This is a genomic window from Pseudomonas arvensis, assembly GCF_056688935.1.
In genome coordinates, this window is the sequence record NZ_CP162038.1 from 1,029,048 (window position 1) to 1,052,457 (window position 23,410).

The following is a 23,410-nucleotide window of genomic DNA, read 5'->3' on the forward strand; positions in this document are numbered from 1 at the left end:
CAGTGTGACAGTCAGCCTAGGCATTGACTGACCCACCGCCATCGGGAGCAAGCCCCCTCCCACTTTTTGTTTGTGGCGATATTTTTTGTCGCAGTTCTTTTTCAGGCAAATGTTGCAAAGATCTACAAACCTGCTGCTTTTACCGCTAGTCTGCGGACATCTGCAATGCCGACAACAGCCTTCTACAAGAGCCCGGCGATGACTGATCTGTCCCGAATCCATGGGCCTGCCAGTGTGGTAATCCCGACCCTGGAAGGTCGCTTCTACAGGCCTCCGCTGCCTGACGGCTACGTGCTGCGCCCACGCCTGTGTGAACGGCTGAGCGCCGGCCTCGACGGGCGGTTGCTGTTGGTCAGCGCCCCGGCGGGTTTCGGCAAGAGTTCGTTGGCGGTGGAGTTCTGCCAGAGCCTGCCATCCCACTGGCAAAGCCTGTGGCTGGGCCTGAGCCCTCGGGACAACGACCCAGGACGATTCCTTGAGCGTCTGCTCGAAGGGTTGCAGCAGTACTTCCCCGCACTCGGCGCCCAATCCCTGGGCCTGCTGAAAATGCGCCAGCGTCACCAACCTTTTGCCTTTGAAGAATGGCTGGATGGCTTGCTTGATGAGCTGGCGGTCCATCTGTCCACGCGGGCGCCGTTGCTGCTGGTGCTGGACGACTATCACCTGGCCCAGGGCCCGGTGCTGGACCGCTGCCTGCAATTTTTTCTCAATCATCTGCCTGACGGCCTGGTGGTACTGGTTACCAGTCGCCAGCGCCCGGACTGGCATCTGGCACGCTTGCGCCTGTCGCGGCACCTGTTGGAGTTGCACGAGCAAGACCTGCGCCTGACCCATGCCGAATCCCAGGCGCTGTTGGATCGCCACAGCAGTTCCCTGAGCGGTGAGGCCCTCGACAACCTGATCCGCCGCAGCGAAGGCTGGGTGGCGGGACTGCGCTTCTGGCTGCTGGCGGCTTCCGAAGCTGGCAACGAAGGCGCCTTGCCGCAAAACCTGCACGGTGGGGAAGGGCTGATCCGCGATTATTTGCTGGAAGAGGTGATCGACTGCCTGCCGCCCGAAGTGCAGGCGTTCCTGTTCGATACGGCCCCCCAGGATCGTTTCTGCGGCGAATTGTGCGACGCCGTGCGCGAAGCCCATGACAGCGCCGAGATCCTGCGTTACCTGCAAGCCCACCAGGTTTTCCTGGTGCCCTTGGACGAGCAGGGCCATTGGTACCGCTATCATCATTTATTCTCCGACCTGCTGCGCACCCGCCGTGCGAGCTGCAATGTACTGCCGGCCGCCAGCCTGCACCTGCGCGCTTGCCGCTGGTTCAACGGCCAAGGCTTGATCGACGAGGCGGTAGAGCAGGCGTTACGCGCCGGGCACCTGGACGTTGCGGCCAGCCTGGTGCAGAACCTGTCCGAAGAGCAGCTGCTGGCCGAGCAGAATGTCGGCATGTTGCTGCGTTGGAAAATGGACTTGCCCGACAGTCTGTTGATCAGCACACCGCGTTTGATCGTGCTGTACAGCTGGGCACTGGGATTGGCCTGTCAGTTGGATGCCGCGGAAGAACTGTCCGGCTACCTCAGTCGCTTCCTGCCCGCTCCGTCGGCCACGGCGCAAAAGTCGATGCTGGCCCAGTGGCTGGCGCTGAGCGGGATTATCGCTCGTGGCCGGGGTGACCGTGAGTTGACTGAGCGTTATTGCAGCGAGGCCTTGGAAAGTCTGCCGCAACGGCGTTACGGGCAACGTCTGGTGTGCCTGTCGACGCTGTCCAACCTGGCGATTGCCAATGGTGACTTGTGGCGCGCCCGTGGGCTGAACCGCGAATCACTGGAGTTGGCGCAGCGCGTCGGCAACCCGTTGTTTGAAGCCTTGGCCCATTACGATCGTGCGCGGGTATTGCAAGCACGCGGCGAAATCCTGCGGGCTCTTGATGAAGTACGCCAGGGCCTGCAACGTTTGCACGGGCTGGCGCCGCAGCGGCTTTACGCGGTACGTGCGCGTTTGTCGTTGTACGAAGGTTATCTGCTGTTGGTGCGCAATCAGCCGGAAGCCGGTATCGCCCATCTGCGCGCAGGCCTGGCGGAGGCGCGCGCCTGTCGCGACATCAGCGTCCTGATCGGCCATTGCGTGATCGCCAGCTTCGAAGGGCGGCGCAATGACTTCTCCAAAGCCTTCGCCGAGCTCGCCGAGGCCGAACGCTTGATGCATATCTGGGACGTGCCGCCCATCTACTACCTGGCGATGATCACCCTGATCAAATGCGAGCTGTGGCTGGCCCAGGGCCGCACCGACCTGGCCGACGCCTGGTTGACGCGGCTGGGGCAGACCTACAATGGCGAGCAGGCTGCCGCTGCGCCGGAATTCCACCCGCATTTGCCGCAACATATCGGGCTGCAACAAGCCGCTCTCGATGCCATCCGCCATCAGCCCGAGGCCGCATTGCAACGGCTCGACGCACTGGCGCAACAGGCCCATGACAGTGGGCGCCAGATGATTGCCTTGATGGCGCTTACCCAGCAGGCACAGTTGCTGCTGGACGGCGGTCAGGAAGCCAAGGCGCGGCCGGTATTGGCGCGAGCGCTTGAGGCCGGTGCCGGAGGAGCGTTGCAACCTTTCCAGAGGCTGCTGGAAAACCACCCGGACTGGATGCGCGAGCAACTTGGCAAGGATCCCCAGGGCGTGCTGAATCAGAGCCTTGTGGTGCTGCTGCCCGTCGTTGTGGCGGCTGACGTGTCACCTAACCATGAGGCCCTGAGCGTCCGGGAACTGGCCGTGTTGCAACTCATTGCCCAAGGCTGCTCCAACCAGGAAATCAGCAACCGACTGTTTATCTCACTGCACACCGTCAAGACCCACGCCAGCCACATCAACAGCAAGCTTGGCGTGGAGCGACGCACCCAGGCGGTGGCGCGGGCGCAGGAGCTTAGGTTGATTGGCTAGCGTGTTTACTCGCGCTGGAGCGGCAAGCGCTCCCCTTCTGTTTTAATAGTGCGTTTACTTCAGCGCTATTTGATTTGCACCCGAGGACTGCCCATGGAACCCACAACGCCCGCGCTCATCCGCGAAACCTTCCCCGTCGGGCCCCTGCAATGCAACTGCACCATCATCGGCGATCCCATCACCAAAAAAGCCATCGTGGTCGACCCCGGCGGCAACCATGAGCTGATCCTGGCACGCCTCGACGCGCTGGGCCTCAAGGTTGTGAGCATCATCCACACCCATGCCCACCTCGATCACTTCCTGGCATCCGGCCAGTTGAAAGAGAAAACCGGCGCCACGTTGCACCTGCACAAGGAAGATCAGTTCCTGTGGGACAACCTGGAAATGCAGTGCCAGATGTTTCGCGTGCCCTATACCCCGGTGCCGTCGCCGGACCGGTGGCTGGAAGATGACGAAGAATTGGCCTGCGGCTGCGGCGTAGCCTTGCATACGCCGGGTCACACGCCGGGGTCGATGAGTTTCTGGTTTGCCGATGCCAAGCTGCTGATCGCCGGCGACACGCTTTTCCGGCGTGGCGTGGGGCGCACGGATTTGTGGGGTGGGGACCAGGCCACTATCGTGCGCTCGATCAAACAGCGGCTTTACACGCTGGACGAGGGCGCCACGGTGGTCACCGGTCACGGGCCGGATACGCGCTTGGGCGAGGAGATGCGCGAGAATCCATTTGTGCGGGCGTGAGGGCAATCTGTTGTAGCAAAAACGCAGGTCGCGTTCAGCTGAGATCTGCTACGTTTTCTATAGCGGTAATGTGGCTAACCTTTTGTTACAGCTGCGCGATTGGTCACGGAATTTTTGCCATTTGTCGTGTTCAAAACTCGGCACTGGTCCATTGCCAATGTCCTCTGCACCACAGAATGCAAAAGTAGGAGCTCTCTTCATGTTCACTCCGCGTCGTCTGCTTGTTGTCGCCACCGCCGTAGCCCTGTTATCCGGCTGCGCTTCACCTAATCCTTATGACGGCAGCAGCCAGGGACAGGCGAATAATGAATCCAGCGGTATGAGCAAAACCGCCAAGTACGGCGGCCTTGGTGCTCTGGCCGGTGCATTGGCCGGTGCTGCCATCGACCATAACAACCGTGGCAAGGGCGCACTGATCGGTGCGGTGGTTGCAGGTGCTGGCGCAGCGGGTTACGGCTACTACGCCGACCAACAGGAAAAGAAACTGCGCGAGAGCATGGCCAACACCGGGGTTGAAGTGCAGCGCCAAGGCGATCAGATCAAGCTGATCATGCCGGGCAACATCACCTTTGCCACCAACTCGGACGCGATCTCCAGCAGCTTCTATCAGCCGCTGAACAACCTGGCCAACTCCCTCAAGCAGTTCAACCAGAACACCATCCAGATCGTGGGCTACACCGACAGTACCGGTAGCCGCCAGCTGAACATGGACCTGTCCCAGCGTCGTGCGCAGAGCGTGGCCAACTACCTGACCTCCCAAGGCGTCAACGGTGCCAACCTGAGCGCACGAGGTGCCGGCCCGGATAACCCGATTGCCAGCAATGCCGACGTTAACGGTCGCGCCCAGAACCGTCGCGTAGAGGTCAACCTTGGGCCAATTCCAGGTCAGCAATACGGCGGTCAGCAGCAGGCGCCACAACAGAACAACCAGTTCCAGGGCAACCCTTACTCGCAGTACCAGTAAACAGCGGCAAATAAAAAGGGCGCCGTGCAATCAATGCACGGCGCCCTTTTTTGTGCCTGTCGGTTACATCAGTCGATGTATTCGAACACCTTCACGATTTTCTGCACGCCGGATACACCCTGTACCAGGTTGGAGGCTCGGGTGGCTTCTGCCTGTGTCAGCAAGCCCATCAGGTACACGATGCCGTTGTCTGTCACGACCTTGATCCGCGAGCCAGGGATCGCGTTGTCGGTCAGCATCTGTGCCTTGATCTTGGTGGTCAGCAGCGCGTCGTTGCTGATGGCCAGCAGGGTGATAGGGTCCATGACCTGCAATTCGTTGTGGACCTTCTTGACCCGCTGAACCGAGGCGGCTGCTTGTTCTGCTTGAGCCTTGAGATCGGCCCGCGGGGTTTGACCGGCGAGCAGTACGACACCGTTGAAGCTGGTGACGACGATGCGCGACGCACCGTTGCCCAGATCCGTGGCGGCTTTGGCAACGTTGACTTCCACCTTGGTTTCGATCAACGAGTCGTCGATCTTGCTGCCGAAGGTGCGGGTGCCCTTGTCATCCTGAATAGGGGTGTCACGTGTTGCAGTGATCGCCGTGCTGCAGCCGCTGATGCCGAGGCACAGCGTAATGGCCAAGAGGCCGAGGCGGTTAACGGTCATTCTTCACTCCCAAACAGTTGGCTGTCGATCAGATCGCACAGGCAGTGGATCGCCAGCAGGTGGACTTCCTGAATACGTGCGGTGACATTGGCCGGGACGCGAATTTCAACATCTTCGGGCAGCAGCAGCGAGGCCATGCCGCCGCCATCGCGTCCGGTCAATGCTACGACAATCATTTCGCGATCATGTGCGGCCTGGATCGCTTGAATAATATTCGCCGAGTTGCCGCTGGTGGAAATCGCCAGCAGGACATCGCCCGGTTGGCCCAGGGCGCGGATCTGCTTGGAGAAGATTTCGTTGTAGCTGTAGTCGTTGGCAATCGAGGTGATCGTCGACGAATCGGTCGTCAAGGCGATAGCCGGCAGGCTCGGACGCTCACGCTCGAAGCGGTTGAGCAGCTCGGACGAGAAATGCTGGGCATCGCCAGCCGAACCGCCGTTGCCGCACGAAAGCATTTTGCCCTCGTTTAGCAAGGCATTGACCATGACCTGACTGGCTTGCTCGATGTGCGGTGCAAGTACGTCCATCGCCTGTTGCTTGGTGTCGATGCTGGCCTGGAAAAGCTGGCGAATTCGGGATTGCATGTCCATCTGTGTGACCTTAAGTAGCGCGGCTGTTTGGCACAGGAATGTGCAGCCCGCAAAGCAAAGAGCAAAAGTGTGTGGTGAAGATGTCCGGTGAGTCAGCTGTCGAAGGCATCTTTGAGCCAGTTCAGATCAGCCTTGCCAGACGGTGTGCTTTCTATGGCAACCACGTCGAAACGGCAGGGGGCGTCGGCCCACCGATGCTCTTTTTGCAGGAAAAACTGCGCGGCGAGTATCAGCTTCTGACGCTTGCGCCCGTCGATACTGGCGAGCGCGCCACCCCATTGTGCGTGTTTTCTGTAGCGGACTTCGACGAATACTACTGTATCGCCGTCAAGCATGACCAGATCAAGCTCGCCGCGTTTACACAACCAGTTCTGCGCCAGCAGGCGCAGACCCTGTTGCTGCAAGTGTTGCAGAGCTTGAAGTTCGGCATCCTTGCCGCATTGCGCGCTGGTCCGCTCGGGCATCAGCGCGGTGTGTCCGGCAGGCGTTGGACCTCGCCACCGACGAACTTGGCCCAAGGCATCTGGCGATCGACGCGTTGGTTGGCGCTGATACCCAGGTTGCCCGAAAGACCGTCAACCCGTGTATCTGGCAGCGCCTTGAGCTGGCCCAGGCGTGGTGCGAGGCGGTAGGCGTCGACGCCCATTGCATACAGGCGACCAAGGCTGCCATTGGCTTGCGGCCATTGTGCAGCAACCTGGTTACGCAGCGGATCGGTGGTGTTGAGCAGCCAAGGTGTTTCGCAGAACATCACGTTGGTCATGTCCAGGTACTGGTTGCGGTCACCGCTGGCGCTGAACACGTGGGACGTTGCGTAGACCGGCACGTCGCCGGCGTACTGGAAGTTCAGGGTCGGCTTGATCTGCTGGGCCAGTTGCGGGGTGACGGCCAGGAAGATGAATTCGATGTCCTGGCGACGCGACGGTTGTGCCGCTACGTCGGTGCCCACGGTACTTTGCAGGCTCTTGGCGCGGCCTTCGCTTTTACGCAGTTGGAACAGATCGGCAATCTGCTGGGCCAGGGCGACCGGCTGGTCGACATACTCGACACCCATAACGGTGCCGCCATTGGCTTCCCAGTCCTGGCGGAACGCCTTGTAGACGCGCTCACCCCATTCGCCACGCGGCACCATCGCGGCTGCGCGATGCAGGCCGTCGGCACGGGCACGGCGCGATACTTCGCGGGCTTCGTCTTCAGCGGCCAGCCCGAACTGGAACAATTGCGCAGGGCCTTGATCGGTTTCGCTGTAGTTCAGCGCCAGTGTGGTGATCGGCAGTTGCGGGCGCGCACTGAGCTGTTTGACCAGCGGCTTCTCCAGTGGGCCGACAACCAATTGCACGCCGGCGGCCTGGGCCTTGGCGTAGAAGTCGTCGATGGAGGTCAGGCGCGAGCTGTCATAGAACTCGATCACCGGCGGCTTCTGGCCGGCTTGTTCAGCCTGGTAGTGAGCCGCCATGAAGCCTTCGCGCAACGCCTTGCCGACGGAGGCCAGCGGGCCTTCTTGTGGCAGCAGCAGGGCGATCTTGTTCAGGGGTTGGCTCGCCAGTTCCTTGAGTTTGGTCAGCGGCGTAGGCAACTGCACGGCGGCCGGGTGGCCCGGATTCTGCGCACGCCAGGTGTCGATAGCCGCCTGTTGTTGCTCCAGCGTACCGGCGCCCTTGACCGCCTGGGCGAGGGAGATCCAGCCGTCCAGGATCGGGGTGCCGCTGGCTTGCAGCTGTTCGGCCGGCAGTGCGGCAATCAGCGTCCAGATGGCTTCGTGATTACTGTTGGCGGCCTCGCCAGTCAGTAGTGGCGCCATCGCGACCCTCTCGCGGGCAGCGGCGAGGGTCTGGCCATCGGCTTCGTAAGCGCGGGCATGCACGGTACCGGTGCGGATCTGCTGTTCGGTCGGCAGATCCTTCAGGCTTTGCAGGCTTGGGTGGTTCAAGGCCGTCAGCGCGGCTTTGGGCTGGTTGCGCGCCATGGCCAGTTCGGCGGCCAGTGTGCTGGCAAATACTTGTGCGGCTGGCTTGAGGGTATCCAGGGGCACTTGTGCAAGAATCTGCGATGAGCGGCCGGGATTGTTCTGTTTGTAGGCCATGTCTGCCGCACTCAGGCGCAGCAATGCGGCCTTTTCTGGCGTCTTGGCGGTGGTGGCCTGTTCGAGCAGTTGCTCGATACTGGCATCCGGGGTCCGTGGAAGTTCGCCAAGGCTGGACGAGGGCGAGCTGGCGCAAGCCGCCAGTAAGGCAGCGAGGCAGAGGGCGGAGAGCAGCCGCAGGCAAGCGATCATGTAAGTGTTCCTGATACCGATCAAATTAGCGTGGAATTGTACCCAAGCACTGGCCCAGGCGCGATGTTACTGGCGTGAAACCGTCGATTTAGGTCGTGCAAATGTTGCTATTGGGCTGCCGTTGGCAATCGGCGGCTGAAAAGGCGTCGGCCGTGATGGCATATTTTCAAGGCGTCTACGCGCTACAATGTGGCTTTTGCCAACCATCGAGGTGTGCGTTTTGACTGCTCCAGGTCCTTTGAATTCCACTGCAGGCTCGCTTTTTGTCGTGGCGACGCCCATTGGCAACCTGGACGACATCAGTGCCCGGGCGCTGAAAGTGTTGCGCGAGGTTAAATTGATCGCGGCGGAAGACACGCGGCACTCCCAACGGTTGATGCAGCATTTTGGTATCAGCACGCCATTAGCCGCGTGCCACGAGCATAACGAACGCGAAGAAGGCAGCCGCTTTATCGTACGCCTGCTGGCCGGTGACGATGTGGCGCTGATCTCCGACGCGGGCACGCCGCTGATTTCCGATCCGGGTTACCACTTGGTTCGCCAAGCGCGGGCCGCTGGTATCAATGTAGTGCCTGTTCCGGGGGCGTGCGCGCTGATTGCTGCATTGTCGGCGGCAGGCCTGCCTTCGGACCGCTTCATCTTCGAGGGTTTCCTGCCGGCCAAGGCGGTGGGGCGGCGTGCGCGCCTTGAGGCGGTAAAGGAAGAGCCACGGACCCTGATCTTCTACGAAGCGCCGCACCGCATCCTTGAATGTCTGCAGGATATGGAACTGGTGTTTGGCGGCGCGCGCCTGGCATTGCTGGCCCGTGAACTGACCAAAACCTTCGAAACCCTCAAGGGGCTGCCGCTGGAGGAACTGCGCGCGTTTGTCGAAGGTGACAGCAATCAGCAGCGCGGCGAGTGTGTTGTTCTGGTGGCGGGCTGGACGGCGCCGGAAGCCGAAGATGCAGTCGGCAGCGAGGCCATGCGTATCCTGGACCTGCTGCTCAAGGAAATGCCCCTCAAGCGTGCCGCAGCCTTGGCGGCGGAAATCACCGGCTTACGTAAGAACGTGTTGTATCAAGTCGCGCTGGATAAACAAAAAGCTGAATAGTTCCGGGGTTATAGCTGTATCTCGTCTGAACGTGATGGCGATGCTGCATTTTTAGTACTTGTCCTGAGGCCGCCGTGCCGTTAACCTGCGCGGCGGAGAGTCGATTGGACAGTCGCTGCCCTCTATGAAAATTAGGGGGGGGAGGAAAGTCCGGGCTCCATAGGGCGAAGTGCCAGGTAATGCCTGGGAGGCGTGAGCCTACGGAAAGTGCCACAGAAAATAACCGCCTAAGCACTTCGGTGCCGGTAAGGGTGAAAAGGTGCGGTAAGAGCGCACCGCACGACTGGCAACAGTTCGTGGCTAGGTAAACCCCACTTGGAGCAAGACCAAATAGGGTCCCAAGGCGTGGCCCGCGCTGGGACCGGGTAGGTTGCTAAAGGTGTCCAGTGATGGCCATCGTAGACGAATGACTGTTCAAGACAGAACCCGGCTTACAGATCGACTCTCCACCTTTTTCCCTCTGCCTGAATCTCAGGCAGAAACTCGGTAGTAGCGCAAGAATCCCTCCCTGCCAAATCATTGGCAGATGCATCTTCGTAATACCAAAAAAATCTTACTCTTAATAAATTACTTTAACTTTAAGTCGTAGCTCTTTGAGCTATTTGATCTTGCTGGGTCAAAAACACCGTCGAACTCTGGTTTCTCCTGCTTTTACGCTCCTAAATCTCCGTTCTGTAAGGCTTTTCCTTGAATCCGCGCCTTGACGGTGTGGTGGGCGCATTCCTATAGTGTGCGCAAGTGGCGGAAAGTGGCACAAAGTGGGTTTTTTGAACGTAAAACGCTAAAATTTGGAGAAACGCATCTGTGTTTCGCGGAGCTAACGCTATCAGTCTCGATGCAAAAGGCCGTCTCGCTATGCCGAGCCGGTATCGTGACGAGCTGATTTCGCGAAGTTCCGGGCAGTTAATCATCACGATCGATGCCGTTGACCCTTGTTTATGCGTTTACCCCCTCGATGAGTGGGAGTTGATCGAAACCAAATTGCGCGCCCTGCCTTCATTGCGTGAAGAAAACCGCCGCCTGCAGCGTTTGCTGATCGGTAATGCCGTCGACCTTGAGCTCGATGGCAGCGGTCGTTTCCTGGTGCCCCCGCGTCTGCGCGAGTACGCCAAGCTGGACAAGCGCGCAATGCTGGTCGGCCAACTGAACAAGTTCCAATTGTGGGACGAAGATGCCTGGGATGCTGTTTCTGCAGCTGACCTGGCTGCTATTCAACAACCGGGCGCTATGCCTGATGAACTGCGTGATTTGATCCTGTGACTATTGATAGCGGCTTTAACCACATCACCGTACTGCTTGACGAAGCCGTTGAGGCTCTCGCCGTACGTGCGGATGGCTGCTATTTGGATGGCACCTTCGGCAGGGGCGGGCACAGCCGGTTGATACTCAGCCAGCTCGGGTCCGACGGTAAGCTCCTCGGGTTCGACAAAGACCCCCAAGCGATTGCCACCGGGCAAGCGCTAGCGGCCGAAGACGGCCGCTTTGTCGTTGTGCAGCGCAGCTTTGCCGAGCTGGGCGCCGAAGTGGCTGAGCGCGGCATGGCGGGCAAGGTGGCCGGGGTTTTGCTCGACCTGGGCGTGTCTTCGCCACAGCTCGACGACCCGGAGCGCGGCTTCAGTTTCATGAACGACGGCCCCCTCGACATGCGCATGGACCCTACCCGTGGCATCAGCGCGGCACAGTTCATCGCCACCGCTCCCCATGAAGAAATCACCCGCGTATTCAAGGAATACGGTGAAGAGCGCTTCGCCGGTCGCATGGCCCGTGCCGTGGTCGAGCGCCGCGAGATCCAGCCGTTCGAGCGCACTGCCGACCTGGCCGAAGTGCTGAAAGTCGCCAACCCTGCCTGGGAAAAGGGCAAGAACCCGGCGACCCGTGCGTTCCAGGGTCTGCGTATTCACGTCAATAACGAATTGGGCGATCTGGAAGCAGGCCTCGAAGCCGCTCTGGACGCGTTGGAAGTCGGCGGTCGCCTGGTGGTGATCAGCTTCCACTCCTTGGAAGACCGCATCGTCAAATTGTTCATGCGTCGCCTGGTCAAGGGTGAGTCCGACAACCTGCCGCGCAACCTGCCGGTGCGTTTCGAGGCCTTTGTGCCGAAAATCAAAATCCATGGCAAAGCGCAGTTCGCTTCCGAAGCGGAACTCAAGGCCAACCCACGCTCCCGTAGCGCCGTCATGCGCGTCGCGGAGAAGCTGCGGTGAGCAAGCTTTTCGCCAAGCCCCTGCCGGGCGGCAGCTTCTTCATGATGCTGCTGTACGTCGGCGTGCTGGTGTCCGCGATTGCGGTGTCCTACAGCGCGCACTACAACCGCCAATTGCTCAATACCCTCTATGGGGAATTGAGCGTGCGCGACAAAGCGCAGGCGGAGTGGGGCCGGTTGATCCTGGAGCAAAGCACCTGGACGGCCCATAGCCGTATCGAAGTGCTGGCGACCGAACAACTGAAAATGCACATCCCGGGCGCGGCCGACGTTCGCATGGTGGCGCCATGATGAAGCTCGAAGGCGCACTCTACCCATGGCGCTTCCGCCTGATGCTCGGCTTGCTGGCATTGATGGTGGGTGCGATTGCCTGGCGGATCATTGACCTGCAGGTGGTTGACCGCGACTTCCTGATCGGCCAGGGCGATGCCCGTAGCCTGCGTCATATCCCGATTCCTGCGCACCGCGGTCTGATCACTGACCGTAACGGCGAGCCTCTGGCCGTCAGTACGCCGGTGACCACCCTGTGGGCCAACGCCAAGGAATTGCAGGTGGCCAAGGACAAGTGGCCACAACTGGCTGCCGCCTTGGGTCAGGACCCAAAGGCCCTGGCTGAGCGTCTTGAAGCCCAGGCCAACAAAGAATTCATCTACCTCGTTCGCGGCCTCACCCCCGAACAAGGCCAGCAAGTGCTCGACCTTAAAGTCCCCGGTGTCTACGGCATCGAGGAGTTCCGTCGTTTCTATCCGGCCGGTGAAACCACTGCCCATATGGTCGGCTTTACCGACATCGATGACCACGGTCGCGAAGGCGTCGAGCTGGCCTACGATGAGTGGCTGGCCGGGGTTCCCGGCAAACGACAAGTCATCAAGGATCGGCGCGGCAGACTGATCAAGGATGTCCAAGTCACCAAAAACGCCAAGGCCGGCAAGCCCTTGGCGTTGTCGATTGACCTGCGTCTGCAATACCTGGCCAACCGCGAGCTGCGTAACGCGATCATCGAGAACGGCGCCAAGGCCGGCAGCCTGGTGATCATGGACGTGAAGACCGGCGAGATCCTGGCCATGGTCAACCAGCCGACCTACAACCCGAACAACCGTCGCAACCTGCAACCGGCGATGATGCGCAACCGCGCCATGATCGACGTGTTCGAGCCGGGTTCGACCATGAAAGCCATCTCCATGAGTGCCGCCCTGGAAACCGGACGCTGGAAGCCCAGCGACAAGGTCGAGGTGTACCCCGGCACGTTGCAGTTGGGCAAATACACCATTCGTGACGTATCGCGCACCGAAGGTCCAGTGCTGGATTTGACAGGCATCCTGATCAACTCCAGTAACGTCGGCATGAGTAAGGTCGCCTTCGATATCGGCGGCGAAACCATCTACCACCTGGCGCAAAAAATCGGCCTGGGCCAACCCACCGGCCTGGACTTCCCCGGTGAGCGCGTCGGCAACCTGCCGAACTACCGCGACTGGAAAAAGGCCGAGACCGCCACGCTTTCCTATGGTTACGGTCTATCGGTAACCGCTATCCAACTGGCTCACGCCTTCTCCGTACTGGCTAACAATGGCCGCATGGTGCCGCTGAGCCTGATCCACGTTGACGAAGCGCCAAAAGCCACGCAGGTCATCCCGGAAAATGTCGCCAAGACCATGCAAGGCATGCTGCAACAAGTGATCGAAGCGCCACGTGGCGTATTCCGTGCCCAGGTGCCGGCTTATCACGTAGCAGGCAAGTCCGGTACCGCACGTAAGACGTCGGTGGGGACCAAGGGCTATGCCGAAAACTCCTACCGTTCGCTGTTCGCCGGCTTCGGCCCGATGAGCGACCCACGCTACGCCATTGTTGTGGTGATCGACGAGCCAAGCAAAGCCGGTTACTTCGGTGGCCTGGTTTCGGCGCCTGTGTTCAGCAAAGTGATGTCCGGCACCCTGCGCCTGATGAACATCACGCCGGACAACCTGCCGCCGACCCAACAAGCGAACGCCGGACCACCGGCCGCTGCAGTCAAAGCCAATGGAGGGCGCGGCTGATGTCTCTTAGCCTGAACAAGATTTTCGCCCACGCCGGCCGCGATCTGCTGATTCGCGAGTTGACTCTGGACAGCCGTAATGTGCGCGCTGGTGACCTGTTCCTGGCGGTGCCGGGCGGCAAGGTCGATGGCCGTGCGCATATAGCCGACGCCTTGCAGCGCGGTGCAGCCGCCGTGGCTTATGAAGTGGAAGGCGCCACCGTGCTGCCGATCACCGACGTGCCGCTGATCCCGGTCAAAGGTCTGGCCAAGCAATTGTCGGACATCGCCGGGCGCTTCTATGGTGACCCGAGTCGTCACCTCAATCTGGTGGGCGTGACTGGCACCAACGGCAAGACCAGCGTGACCCAGCTGGTTGCCCAGGCGCTTGACCTGCTGGGCCAGCACTGCGGCATCGTGGGTACCTTGGGCACCGGGTTTTATGGCGCGCTGCAAAGCGGCCTGCATACCACGCCGAATCCTATCGCCGTGCAAGCGACCCTGGCCGACCTGAAAAAGGCCGGTGCCAAGGCGGTTGCCATGGAAGTCTCGTCCCACGGCCTCGACCAGGGCCGCGTGACTGCACTGGCTTTTGACGTGGCAGTGATGACCAACCTGTCCCGGGACCACCTGGACTACCACGGCACCATGGAGGCGTACGCCGCCGCCAAGGCCAAGTTGTTCGCCTGGAGTGACTTGAAGTGCCGGGTCGTGAACCTGGACGATGAGTTCGGTCGCCAATTGGCTGCCCAGGACAGCGAATCGCGTTTGATCAGCTACAGCCTGCTGGACGCCAGCGCATACCTGTACTGCCGCGAAGCCCAATTCAATGACGAAGGCGTGCGCGCCACGCTGGTAACGCCCCAGGGCGAACACCACCTGCGCAGCACGTTGCTCGGGCGTTTCAACCTGAGCAACGTCCTCGCCGCCATCGGCGCGTTGCTTGGCCTGGATTACGCCTTGGACGAGATCCTCAAGGTGCTACCGAAGCTGGAAGGTCCGGCCGGTCGCATGCAGCGCCTGGGTGGCGGCACGCAGCCGCTGGTGGTGGTTGATTACGCCCATACCCCGGATGCCCTGGAAAAAGTCCTCGAAGCCCTGCGCCCTCACGCCAAAGGCAAGTTGCTCTGCCTGTTCGGTTGCGGCGGTGATCGTGATCGCGGCAAGCGTCCGCTGATGGCCGAGATTGTCGAGCGCTTGGCCGACGGCGTGCTGGTCACTGATGACAACCCGCGCAGCGAAAGCCCGAGCCAGATTTTCGACGATATCCGCGCAGGCTTCAAAGACGTCTCCAAGGCGACGTTCGTTGCTGGTCGCGGTGCGGCCATCGCGCAATTGATCGCCGGCGCCAGCGCTGACGACGTGGTCGTACTGGCCGGCAAAGGTCACGAGGACTACCAGGAAATCAACGGCGAGCGCCATGCCTTCTCCGATCTGGTCGAGGCCGATCATGCCTTGACCGCTTGGGAGGTTGCCCATGCTTAAGGCGATGACATTCGGTGAACTGACCCAGGCCCTGTCGGCCCGCGTGCTGTCGAGCGATTGCCGCTTCGATGGCGTGAGCATCGATAGCCGGGCGATCAAGCCGGGGCAACTGTTCGTCGCCTTGGCCGGCCCACGCTTTGACGGTCACGATTACCTGAACGACGTCGCTGCCAAAGGTGCCGTGGGTGCCTTGGTGCAGCGCGAAGTCGCCGACTCCACTTTGCCGCAACTGCTGGTCGCCGATACCCGGCTGGCCCTTGGCCAATTGGGTGCGCTCAACCGTGCAGCGTTCGATAAGCCTGTCGCCGCCGTCACTGGCTCCAGCGGCAAGACCACGGTCAAGGAACTGCTCGCCGGTGTACTGCGCACACGCGGCCCGGTGCTTGCGACCCGTGGCAACCTGAACAATGATTTCGGCGCCCCGCTGACCCTGCTCGAACTGGCCCCGGAACACACGGCGGCGGTGATTGAGCTGGGGGCTTCGCGCGTCGGCGAAATCGCCTATACCGTGGCGCTGACCAAGCCCCACGTTGCGATCATCAACAATGCCGGCACCGCCCATGTAGGTGAGTTCGGCGGTCCGGAAAAAATCGTCGAAGCCAAGGGCGAAATCCTTGAAGGCCTCGACGCTTCGGGCACCGCCGTATTGAACCTCGACGACAAGGCTTTCGAGACCTGGCGTGCGCGCGCTGCCGGTCGCAAGGTGCTGACGTTTGCCGTATTGAATGCCGCCGCAGACTTCCATGCCTCCAAGATCACGGTGGATGCCCGTGGCTGCCCAGCCTTCACCTTGCACACCCCGCAAGGTGACGAGCACGTGCAGTTGAATCTGCTGGGCAACCATAACGTCGCCAACGCCTTGGCCGCCGCCGCTGCCGCCCATGCCCTGGGTGTGTCGCTGTTCGGTATCGCCACGGGCCTGGGCGCGGTGCAGCCGGTCAAGGGCCGCACCGTGGCGCAACTTGCCAGCAACGGCATGCGGGTGATTGATGACACTTACAACGCCAACCCGTCCTCCATCAATGCCGCTGTGGATCTGCTCAAAGGCTTTGATGGGCGCAAAGTCCTGGTACTGGGCGATATCGGCGAGTTGGGCGATTGGGCTGAACAAGGCCATCGTGAAGTCGGCGCCTATGCCGCTGGCAAAGTGGACGCGCTCTACGCCGTTGGCACGAACATGGCCCATGCGGTCAACGCTTTCGGCCCCGGTGCGCGGCATTTCGCAACCCAGGCCGAGCTGATCCAGGCCTTGGGCGCAGCAGAACAAGACAAACACACAACCATTTTGATCAAGGGATCGCGCAGCGCGGTGATGGAAAACGTCGTCGCGGCCTTGTGCGGTTCAAGTACGGAGAAACATTAATGCTGCTGCTGCTGGCTGAGTATCTGCAACAGTTCCACAAAGGCTTCGCGGTCTTTCAGTACCTGACCCTGCGCGGGATCCTGGGTGTGCTGACCGCGCTGTCTCTGTCGCTGTTTCTGGGGCCGTGGATGATCCGCACCCTGCAGAACCTGCAAATTGGTCAATCGGTACGTAATGACGGCCCGCAGTCGCACCTGTCCAAGTCCGGCACCCCGACCATGGGCGGCGCGCTGATCCTGTCGTCGATCGGTATCAGCACCCTGCTCTGGGCAGACCTGCACAACCGTTACGTCTGGACGGTGCTGCTGGTGACTTTGCTGTTCGGCGCCATCGGCTGGGTCGACGACTACCGCAAAGTGATCGAGAAAAACTCCAAGGGGCTGCCGAGCCGCTGGAAGTATTTCTGGCAGTCGGTATTCGGCCTGGGCGCGGCCATCTTCCTGTACACCACGGCGCCAAGCGCAGTGGAAACCACCCTGATCATTCCGATGCTCAAGGACGCCAGCATTCCACTGGGCATCGGCTTCGTGGTGCTGACCTACTTCGTGATCGTCGGCTCCAGCAACGCGGTGAACCTGACCGACGGCCTCGACGGCCTGGCGATCATGCCGACGGTGATGGTGGGCGGCGCGCTCGGCATCTTCTGCTACCTGTCGGGTAACGTGAAATTCGCCGAATACCTGCTGATCCCTTATGTACCGGGCGCGGGTGAATTGATTGTGTTCTGCGGCGCCTTGATCGGTGCCGGCCTGGGTTTCCTGTGGTTCAACACCTACCCGGCACAAGTCTTCATGGGCGACGTCGGCGCACTGGCGCTGGGCGCAGCCTTGGGCACCATTGCGGTGATCGTTCGCCAGGAAATCGTGTTGTTCATCATGGGCGGTGTGTTCGTGATGGAAACCCTGTCGGTGGTCATCCAGGTGGCCTCCTTCAAGTTGACCGGGCGCCGGGTGTTTCGCATGGCGCCGATTCACCACCACTTTGAACTCAAGGGCTGGCCGGAGCCACGCGTGATTGTCCGTTTCTGGATCATCACCGTGATTCTGGTACTGGTCGGCCTTGCCACCCTGAAACTGAGGTAGAAACGAGTGTCCCTGATCGCTTCAGACCACTTCCGCATCGTTGTCGGCCTCGGCAAGAGCGGCATGTCCCTGGTTCGCTTCCTGGCGAACCGGGGCACGTCGTTTGCCGTGGCCGATACGCGGGAAAATCCACCGGAGCTGGTCACGCTGCGCCGTGACTACCCGCACGTGGAAGTGCGTTGTGGCGAGCTGGATGTCGAGTTTCTGTGCCGCGCCGATGAGCTCTACGTGAGCCCCGGCCTAGCCCTGGCGACCCCGGCCCTGCAAGCGGCAGCGGCGCGTGGCGTGAAGCTGTCCGGCGATATCGACCTGTTCGCGCGTAACGCGAAGGCGCCGATCGTGGCCATCAGCGGTTCCAACGCGAAGAGCACCGTGACCACCCTGGTCGGCGAGATGGCCATTGCGGCCGGCAAGCGCGTGGCCGTAGGCGGCAACCTCGGCACGCCAGCCCTGGATTTGCTCAGCGACGACGTCGAGCTGTACGTGATGGAGCTGTCGAGCTTCCAGCTGGAAACCACTCACGACCTCGGCGCCGAAGTGGCCACTGTGCTCAACGTCAGCGAAGACCACATGGATCGCTACAGTGGCCTGCCGGCGTACCACTTGGCCAAGCACCGGATCTTCCGCGGCGCCAGGCAATTTGTGGTCAACCGCCAGGATGCCCTGAGCCGTCCGCTGATGGGCGAGGGCATGCCGTGCTGGACCTTCGGCCTGGGCAAACCCGACTTCAAGGCCTTTGGTATTCGCGAAGAGAACGGCGAGAAATACCTGGCCTTCGAATTCCAGAACCTGATGCCGGTGCGCGAGCTGAAAATCCGTGGCGCCCATAACCAATCCAATGCCCTGGCGGCATTGGCCCTCGGCCATGCGGTTGGCCTGCCATTCGACGCCATGCTGTCGAGCCTGCGCACTTTTGGTGGCCTCGAACATCGTTGCCAGTGGGTGCGCGACCTGGACGGCGTCAGTTATTACAACGACTCCAAGGCCACCAACGTGGGTGCCGCATTGGCTGCCATCGAGGGCCTTGGCGCTGATATCGAGGGCAAGCTGGTATTGATCGCCGGTGGGGATGGCAAAGGTGCCGAGTTCAAGGATCTCAAAGCCCCCGTCGCCGCGCATTGCCGTGCCGTGGTGCTGATTGGCCGCGACGCCGACAAAATCGCCGCAGCCCTCGGTGACGCCGTCCCGCAAGTGCGCGCCACTTCCCTGGACGACGCGATTGCCCAGTGCAAAGCCCTCGCCCAGGCAGGCGATGCCGTGCTGTTGTCGCCGGCGTGCGCCAGTTTCGACATGTTCAAGAACTACGAAGAGCGCGGCCAGTTGTTCGCCCGCGCCGTGGAGGGCTTGGCATGAGCATTGATTTCAGAAACATCATCAAGCCATACCCGTCGCCGATCATCACCGGGCGCGGCATCGACCTCGATTTTCCGATGCTCGCCGGTTGCCTTGCGCTGCTGGGCCTGGGCCTGGTCATGATCACCTCGGCGTCGTCCGAAGTGGCTGCCGTGCAGTCGGGCAACACCCTGTACATGATGATCCGTCACCTTGTGTACCTGATCATCGGTCTGGGTGCGTGCATCGTGACCATGATGATCCCCATCGCCACCTGGCAACGCCTGGGCTGGTTGATGCTGATCGGCGCGTTCGGCTTGCTGATCATGGTGATCCTGCCCGGCATCGGCCGCGAGGTGAACGGCTCGATGCGCTGGATCGGCTTCGGTGCGTTCAACGTGCAACCCTCGGAAATCGCCAAGGTGTTCGTGGTGATCTACCTCGCCGGTTACCTGGTGCGTCGCCAGAAGGAAGTGCGCGAAAGCTGGATGGGCTTCTTCAAGCCATTCATCGTGCTGCTGCCCATGGCCGGCCTGTTGCTGATGGAGCCCGACTTTGGCGCCACCGTCGTAATGATGGGGGCCGCAGCGGCGATGCTATTCCTCGGTGGCGTGGGCCTGTTCCGCTTCAGTTTGATGGTGGTACTGGCCGTGGCCGCCGTGACCATCCTGGTGCAGGCGCAACCCTACCGTATGGCACGTCTGATCACCTTTACCGACCCGTGGTCCGACCAGTTCGGTTCCGGCTATCAGTTGACCCAGGCGTTGATCGCCTTCGGTCGCGGCGAGTGGCTGGGCGTAGGCCTGGGCAACAGCGTGCAGAAGCAGTTCTACCTGCCGGAAGCCCACACCGACTTCGTGTTCTCGGTACTCGCCGAAGAGCTGGGTGTGGTCGGCTCGCTGTGCACCGTCGCGCTGTTCGTGTTCGTGTGTGTACGCGGCATGTACATCGGCTTGTGGGCCGAGAAGGCCAAACAGTATTTCGCCGCCTATGTGGCTTACGGCTTGTCGTTCCTGTGGATCGGCCAGTTCCTGATCAACATCGGTGTGAATGTCGGCCTGCTGCCGACCAAGGGCCTGACCTTGCCGTTCCTCAGTTACGGTGGCAGTTCCCTGGTGATTTGCTGCGCCTGCCTGGGCTTGTTGCTGCGCATCGAGTGGGAGAGTCGAACCCACCTGGGCAGTGAAGAGATGGAGTTCAGCGAAAGCGACTTCGCCGAGGAGCCGACCCATGGGCGCTAATGTGCTGATCATGGCGGGTGGCACCGGGGGCCATGTGTTCCCGGCCCTGGCCTGTGCGCGTGAATTCCAGAACCGTGGCTACACCGTGCACTGGTTGGGAACGCCCCGTGGCATCGAAAACGAACTGGTACCGGGTGCCGGCTTGCCGTTGCATCTGATCAACGTCACCGGCCTGCGTGGCAAGGGCAAGTTGTCCCTGCTCAAGGCGCCGTTCGTGTTGCTCAAGGCGGTGTGGCAGGCGCGCAAGGTCATTCGTGAATTGCAGCCGGTGTGTGTGCTTGGGTTTGGCGGTTATGTGACGGGCCCTGGCGGCGTCGCGGCCAGGCTCGCCGGCGTGCCGGTGATCGTGCACGAGCAGAACGCCGTCGCCGGTACCGCCAACCGCCTGCTGGTGCCGTTGGCGGCGCGGGTGTGTGAAGCGTTTCCCAACACCTTCCGCGCGTCGGATAAACGCCGTACCACCGGCAACCCGGTGCGTACCGAGCTGTTTATGGATATCGCCCGCGATGCACTGGCAGGGCGCAAGGCGCACCTGCTGATCCTCGGTGGAAGCCTGGGCGCGGAGCCGTTGAACAAATTGCTGCCGGAAGCGGTGGCGCAACTCCCTGTGGAATTGCGCCCGGAGATCTTCCATCAGGCCGGCAAGAACCACGATGAAGTCACCGCCACACGTTATCGCGAGGCCGGTGTCGAGGCGAATGTACAGCCCTTCATCAAAGACATGGCCCAAGCCTATGGCTGGGCCGACCTGGTGGTCTGCCGCGCTGGTGCGCTGACCGTCAGTGAACTGGCCGCCGCCGGTCTGCCGTCCTTGCTGGTGCCTTTGCCCCACGCCATCGACGATCACCAGACCCGCAACGCCGAATATTTGGCCGGGGAGGGCGCTGCCTTCCTGCTGCCGCAAAGAACGACTGGCGCCGCCGATTTGGCCGCACGCCTGACCGAGGTTTTGATGCAACCGGAACGACTCAACAACATGGCGAGCACCGCAAGCCGCCTGGCCAAACCTGACGCAACCCGCACCGTGGTCGATATCTGCCTGGAGGTGGCCCATGGTTGAGAATCAGAAAGCCATGCCGCAACCCGAGATGCGCCGCATCCGTCGTATCCACTTCGTCGGCATCGGCGGCGTGGGCATGTGCGGCATTGCCGAAGTGCTGCTGAACCTGGGCTACCAGGTGTCCGGTTCAGACTTGAAAGAGTCGCCGGTCACCGACCGCCTGAAGTCGTTTGGCGCACAGATTTTCATCGGCCACCGCGCCGAGAACGCCGCCGAGGCCGACGTGCTCGTCGTGTCCAGCGCTGTGAACACTTCCAACCCGGAAGTAGCCACCGCCCTGGAGCGCCGTATTCCTGTGGTGCCACGCGCGGAGATGCTCGCTGAGCTGATGCGCTACCGCCACGGCATTGCCGTCGCCGGTACCCATGGCAAAACCACCACCACCAGCCTGATCGCCTCGGTGTTCGCCGCCGGTGGCCTGGACCCGACGTTCGTCATCGGTGGCCGCCTGAATGCAGCCGGCACCAATGCCCAGCTCGGCACCAGCCGCTACCTGATCGCCGAAGCCGATGAAAGCGACGCGAGCTTCCTGCACCTGCAACCGCTGGTGGCCGTCGTGACCAACATCGACGAAGACCACATGGCGACCTACGACGGCGACTTCAACAAGTTGAAGAAAACCTTCGTCGAGTTCCTGCACAACCTGCCGTTCTATGGGCTGGCCGTGGTGTGCCTGGACGATCCGGTCGTGCGCGAAATCCTGCCGCTGGTCAAGCGTCCGACCGTGACCTACGGCTTCAGCGAAGACGCCGACGTGCGCGCAATCAATGTGCGCCAGGAAGGCATGCAAACCTTCTTCACCGTGCTGCGTCCCGAGCGTGAGCCGCTGGATGTGTCGGTGAACATGCCGGGCAACCACAACGTCTTGAACTCCCTGGCGACCATCTGCATCGCCTCCGATGAAGGTGTCAGCGATGAAGCCATCGTCGAAGGCCTGTCGCGCTTTGCCGGTGTGGGCCGTCGTTTCCAGGTCTACGGCCAGTTGCCGGTAGAAGGTGGCGACGTGATGCTGGTGGACGACTACGGTCACCACCCGACCGAAGTGGCGGCGGTGATCAAGGCCGTTCGCGGTGGCTGGCCGGAGCGCCGTCTGGTGATGGTCTACCAGCCGCACCGCTACAGCCGCACCCGCGACCTGTACGACGACTTCGTCAATGTATTGGCCGATGCCAACGTGCTGTTGCTGATGGAGGTGTACCCGGCCGGTGAAGAGCCGATTCCGGGCGCCGACAGCCGCAAGCTGTGCAACAGCATTCGTCAGCGTGGCCAGTTGGACCCGATCTACATCGAACGTGGTGTGGACCTGGCACCGATCGTCAAGCCGCTGCTGCGGGCCGGTGACATTTTGCTGTGCCAGGGTGCCGGTGACATTGGTGGCCTTGCCCCTAAATTGCTGGCGAGCCCGCTGTTCGCTGCTGCCAAGGGGAAGTCGAAATGATCACGAACTACGACTCCCTGTTCTCCACTATCGCGCCTGCCGATTTCGGCCGCGTGGCCGTGTTGTTCGGCGGCAAGAGCGCCGAGCGCGAAGTGTCGCTCAAGTCCGGCAATGCCGTGCTTGAAGCGCTGCAAAGCGCCGGCGTAAACGCCTTCGGTATCGATGTGGGCGATGACTTCCTCGCCCGCTTGCAGGCCGAGAAGATCGACCGTGCCTTCATCATCCTGCACGGCCGTGGCGGTGAAGACGGCAGCATGCAAGGCTTGTTGGAATGCGCTGGCATCCCTTACACCGGCAGCGGCATTCTCGCGTCGGCGCTGGCGATGGACAAGTTGCGCACCAAGCAGGTGTGGCACAGCCTGGGCATTCCAACCCCGCGTCACAGTGTTCTGTGCAGCGAAGACGATTGTATTTCTGCAGCCAAGGAACTGGGCCTGCCTTTGATCGTCAAACCTGCCCATGAAGGCTCCAGTATCGGCATGGCTAAAGTGAACTCGGCCGCCGAATTGATCGACGCATGGAAAGCGGCAAGTACCTACGATTCGCAAGTGTTGGTGGAACAGTGGATCCAGGGTCCCGAGTACACCATCGCCACCCTGCGTGGCCAGGTATTGCCGCCTATCGCATTGGGCACGCCCCACACCTTTTACGACTACGACGCCAAGTACCTGGCTTCCGATACCCAGTACCGGATCCCATGTGGCCTTGATGCAAACAAAGAACAGGAATTGATCAACCTCACGGCGAAAGCCTGTGAGGCGCTGGGTATCGCCGGTTGGGCGCGCGCAGACGTGATGCAGGATGACCAAGGGAATTTCTGGTTCCTGGAAGTCAACACCGCACCGGGCATGACCGACCACAGCCTGGTACCTATGGCAGCCCGTGCGGCCGGTTTGGACTTCCAGCAGTTGGTGCTGGCGATCCTGGCCGACAGCATTGAGCCAAGAGGCTAAGGAC

The 23,410-nt window shown here is 61.3% G+C and carries 20 protein-coding genes and 1 other RNA gene; 17 read left to right on the forward strand and 4 right to left on the reverse strand.

Annotated features, from left to right (window positions below; translation table 11 throughout):
* Window positions 1–198 precede the first annotated feature (198 nt).
* The 3 genes from AB3G88_RS04670 (at window position 199) to AB3G88_RS04680 (ending at window position 4,630) form a co-directional block, all read left to right on the forward strand.
* Window positions 199–2,928: a winged helix-turn-helix domain-containing protein gene (locus AB3G88_RS04670; protein WP_480453406.1), complete on the forward strand. Its 2,730-nt coding sequence runs from the start codon at window positions 199–201 to the stop codon at window positions 2,926–2,928.
* Between the two features lie 93 nt (window positions 2,929–3,021).
* Window positions 3,022–3,666, forward strand: coding sequence for an MBL fold metallo-hydrolase (locus AB3G88_RS04675; protein WP_099584906.1), 645 nt, complete (start codon window positions 3,022–3,024; stop codon window positions 3,664–3,666).
* A 199-nt stretch (window positions 3,667–3,865) separates the two neighbouring features.
* A complete protein-coding gene (locus AB3G88_RS04680; protein ID WP_400528288.1) occupies window positions 3,866–4,630 on the forward strand; it encodes a YiaD family glycine zipper/OmpA-like lipoprotein in 765 nt (254 codons plus the stop codon).
* Between the two features lie 68 nt (window positions 4,631–4,698).
* Here the strand turns inward: AB3G88_RS04680 and AB3G88_RS04685 are convergent, their stop codons facing one another.
* The 4 genes from AB3G88_RS04685 to AB3G88_RS04700 all read right to left on the reverse strand — a co-directional run bounded on the left by AB3G88_RS04685 (window position 4,699) and on the right by AB3G88_RS04700 (window position 8,145).
* A complete protein-coding gene (locus AB3G88_RS04685; protein WP_032886311.1) occupies window positions 4,699–5,280 on the reverse strand; it encodes a BON domain-containing protein in 582 nt (193 codons plus the stop codon).
* Window positions 5,277–5,870 (reverse strand): phosphoheptose isomerase, encoded by a 594-nt coding sequence (locus tag AB3G88_RS04690; RefSeq protein WP_007904374.1) that lies wholly within the window; start codon window positions 5,868–5,870, stop codon window positions 5,277–5,279. The genes AB3G88_RS04685 and AB3G88_RS04690 overlap by 4 nt, the downstream gene beginning before the upstream one ends.
* A 92-nt stretch (window positions 5,871–5,962) precedes the next feature.
* The gene (locus AB3G88_RS04695) at window positions 5,963–6,334 is read right to left on the reverse strand and encodes a YraN family protein (RefSeq protein WP_099584908.1); all 372 of its coding nucleotides are present in this window, start codon (window positions 6,332–6,334) and stop codon (window positions 5,963–5,965) included.
* The gene (locus tag AB3G88_RS04700; protein ID WP_400528292.1) at window positions 6,334–8,145 is read right to left on the reverse strand and encodes a penicillin-binding protein activator; all 1,812 of its coding nucleotides are present in this window, start codon (window positions 8,143–8,145) and stop codon (window positions 6,334–6,336) included. The genes AB3G88_RS04695 and AB3G88_RS04700 overlap by 1 nt, the downstream gene beginning before the upstream one ends.
* A gap of 187 nt (window positions 8,146–8,332) precedes the next feature.
* Here AB3G88_RS04700 and rsmI point away from each other — a divergent pair, with 187 nt between their 5' ends.
* From rsmI to AB3G88_RS04770, 14 genes are all read left to right on the forward strand, one after another.
* Complete coding sequence (rsmI, locus tag AB3G88_RS04705; RefSeq protein WP_160385005.1) at window positions 8,333–9,238, forward strand: 16S rRNA (cytidine(1402)-2'-O)-methyltransferase; 906 nt, start codon at window positions 8,333–8,335, stop codon at window positions 9,236–9,238.
* A 96-nt stretch (window positions 9,239–9,334) separates the two neighbouring features.
* Window positions 9,335–9,688: RNase P RNA component class A (rnpB, locus tag AB3G88_RS04710), an RNA gene on the forward strand.
* Window positions 9,689–10,042: 354 nt separating this feature from the next.
* Entirely contained in the window at window positions 10,043–10,498 is a 456-nt protein-coding gene (mraZ, locus tag AB3G88_RS04715) for a division/cell wall cluster transcriptional repressor MraZ (protein ID WP_003171868.1), read from the forward strand.
* Window positions 10,495–11,442, forward strand: coding sequence for a 16S rRNA (cytosine(1402)-N(4))-methyltransferase RsmH (gene rsmH, locus AB3G88_RS04720; RefSeq protein WP_026137039.1), 948 nt, complete (start codon window positions 10,495–10,497; stop codon window positions 11,440–11,442). The genes mraZ and rsmH overlap by 4 nt, the downstream gene beginning before the upstream one ends.
* Window positions 11,439–11,732: a cell division protein FtsL gene (gene ftsL / locus AB3G88_RS04725; protein WP_076951227.1), complete on the forward strand. Its 294-nt coding sequence runs from the start codon at window positions 11,439–11,441 to the stop codon at window positions 11,730–11,732. Before rsmH ends, ftsL begins: the two co-directional genes overlap by 4 nt.
* Window positions 11,732–13,474 carry a peptidoglycan D,D-transpeptidase FtsI family protein gene (locus AB3G88_RS04730; protein WP_164673122.1) on the forward strand — a complete coding sequence of 581 codons (1,743 nt, stop codon included), beginning with the start codon at window positions 11,732–11,734 and terminating at the stop codon, window positions 13,472–13,474. The genes ftsL and AB3G88_RS04730 overlap by 1 nt, the downstream gene beginning before the upstream one ends.
* Complete coding sequence (locus AB3G88_RS04735; RefSeq protein WP_099584910.1) at window positions 13,474–14,937, forward strand: UDP-N-acetylmuramoyl-L-alanyl-D-glutamate--2,6-diaminopimelate ligase; 1,464 nt, start codon at window positions 13,474–13,476, stop codon at window positions 14,935–14,937. Before AB3G88_RS04730 ends, AB3G88_RS04735 begins: the two co-directional genes overlap by 1 nt.
* On the forward strand, window positions 14,930–16,300 hold the full coding sequence (locus tag AB3G88_RS04740) for a UDP-N-acetylmuramoyl-tripeptide--D-alanyl-D-alanine ligase (RefSeq protein WP_480453407.1): 1,371 nt from the start codon (window positions 14,930–14,932) through the stop codon (window positions 16,298–16,300). Before AB3G88_RS04735 ends, AB3G88_RS04740 begins: the two co-directional genes overlap by 8 nt.
* The gene (gene mraY, locus AB3G88_RS04745) at window positions 16,300–17,382 is read left to right on the forward strand and encodes a phospho-N-acetylmuramoyl-pentapeptide-transferase (protein ID WP_078740796.1); all 1,083 of its coding nucleotides are present in this window, start codon (window positions 16,300–16,302) and stop codon (window positions 17,380–17,382) included. Before AB3G88_RS04740 ends, mraY begins: the two co-directional genes overlap by 1 nt.
* Window positions 17,383–17,388: 6 nt before the next feature.
* Window positions 17,389–18,735, forward strand: coding sequence for a UDP-N-acetylmuramoyl-L-alanine--D-glutamate ligase (gene murD, locus AB3G88_RS04750; RefSeq protein WP_480453408.1), 1,347 nt, complete (start codon window positions 17,389–17,391; stop codon window positions 18,733–18,735).
* Complete coding sequence (gene ftsW, locus AB3G88_RS04755; protein ID WP_065924256.1) at window positions 18,732–19,955, forward strand: putative lipid II flippase FtsW; 1,224 nt, start codon at window positions 18,732–18,734, stop codon at window positions 19,953–19,955. Before murD ends, ftsW begins: the two co-directional genes overlap by 4 nt.
* Window positions 19,945–21,015: an undecaprenyldiphospho-muramoylpentapeptide beta-N-acetylglucosaminyltransferase gene (gene murG / locus AB3G88_RS04760; protein ID WP_480453409.1), complete on the forward strand. Its 1,071-nt coding sequence runs from the start codon at window positions 19,945–19,947 to the stop codon at window positions 21,013–21,015. Before ftsW ends, murG begins: the two co-directional genes overlap by 11 nt.
* A complete protein-coding gene (gene murC / locus AB3G88_RS04765) occupies window positions 21,008–22,453 on the forward strand; it encodes a UDP-N-acetylmuramate--L-alanine ligase (RefSeq protein WP_099584914.1) in 1,446 nt (481 codons plus the stop codon). The genes murG and murC overlap by 8 nt, the downstream gene beginning before the upstream one ends.
* A complete protein-coding gene (locus tag AB3G88_RS04770; RefSeq protein WP_480453410.1) occupies window positions 22,450–23,406 on the forward strand; it encodes a D-alanine--D-alanine ligase in 957 nt (318 codons plus the stop codon). The genes murC and AB3G88_RS04770 overlap by 4 nt, the downstream gene beginning before the upstream one ends.
* Window positions 23,407–23,410 lie beyond the last annotated feature (4 nt).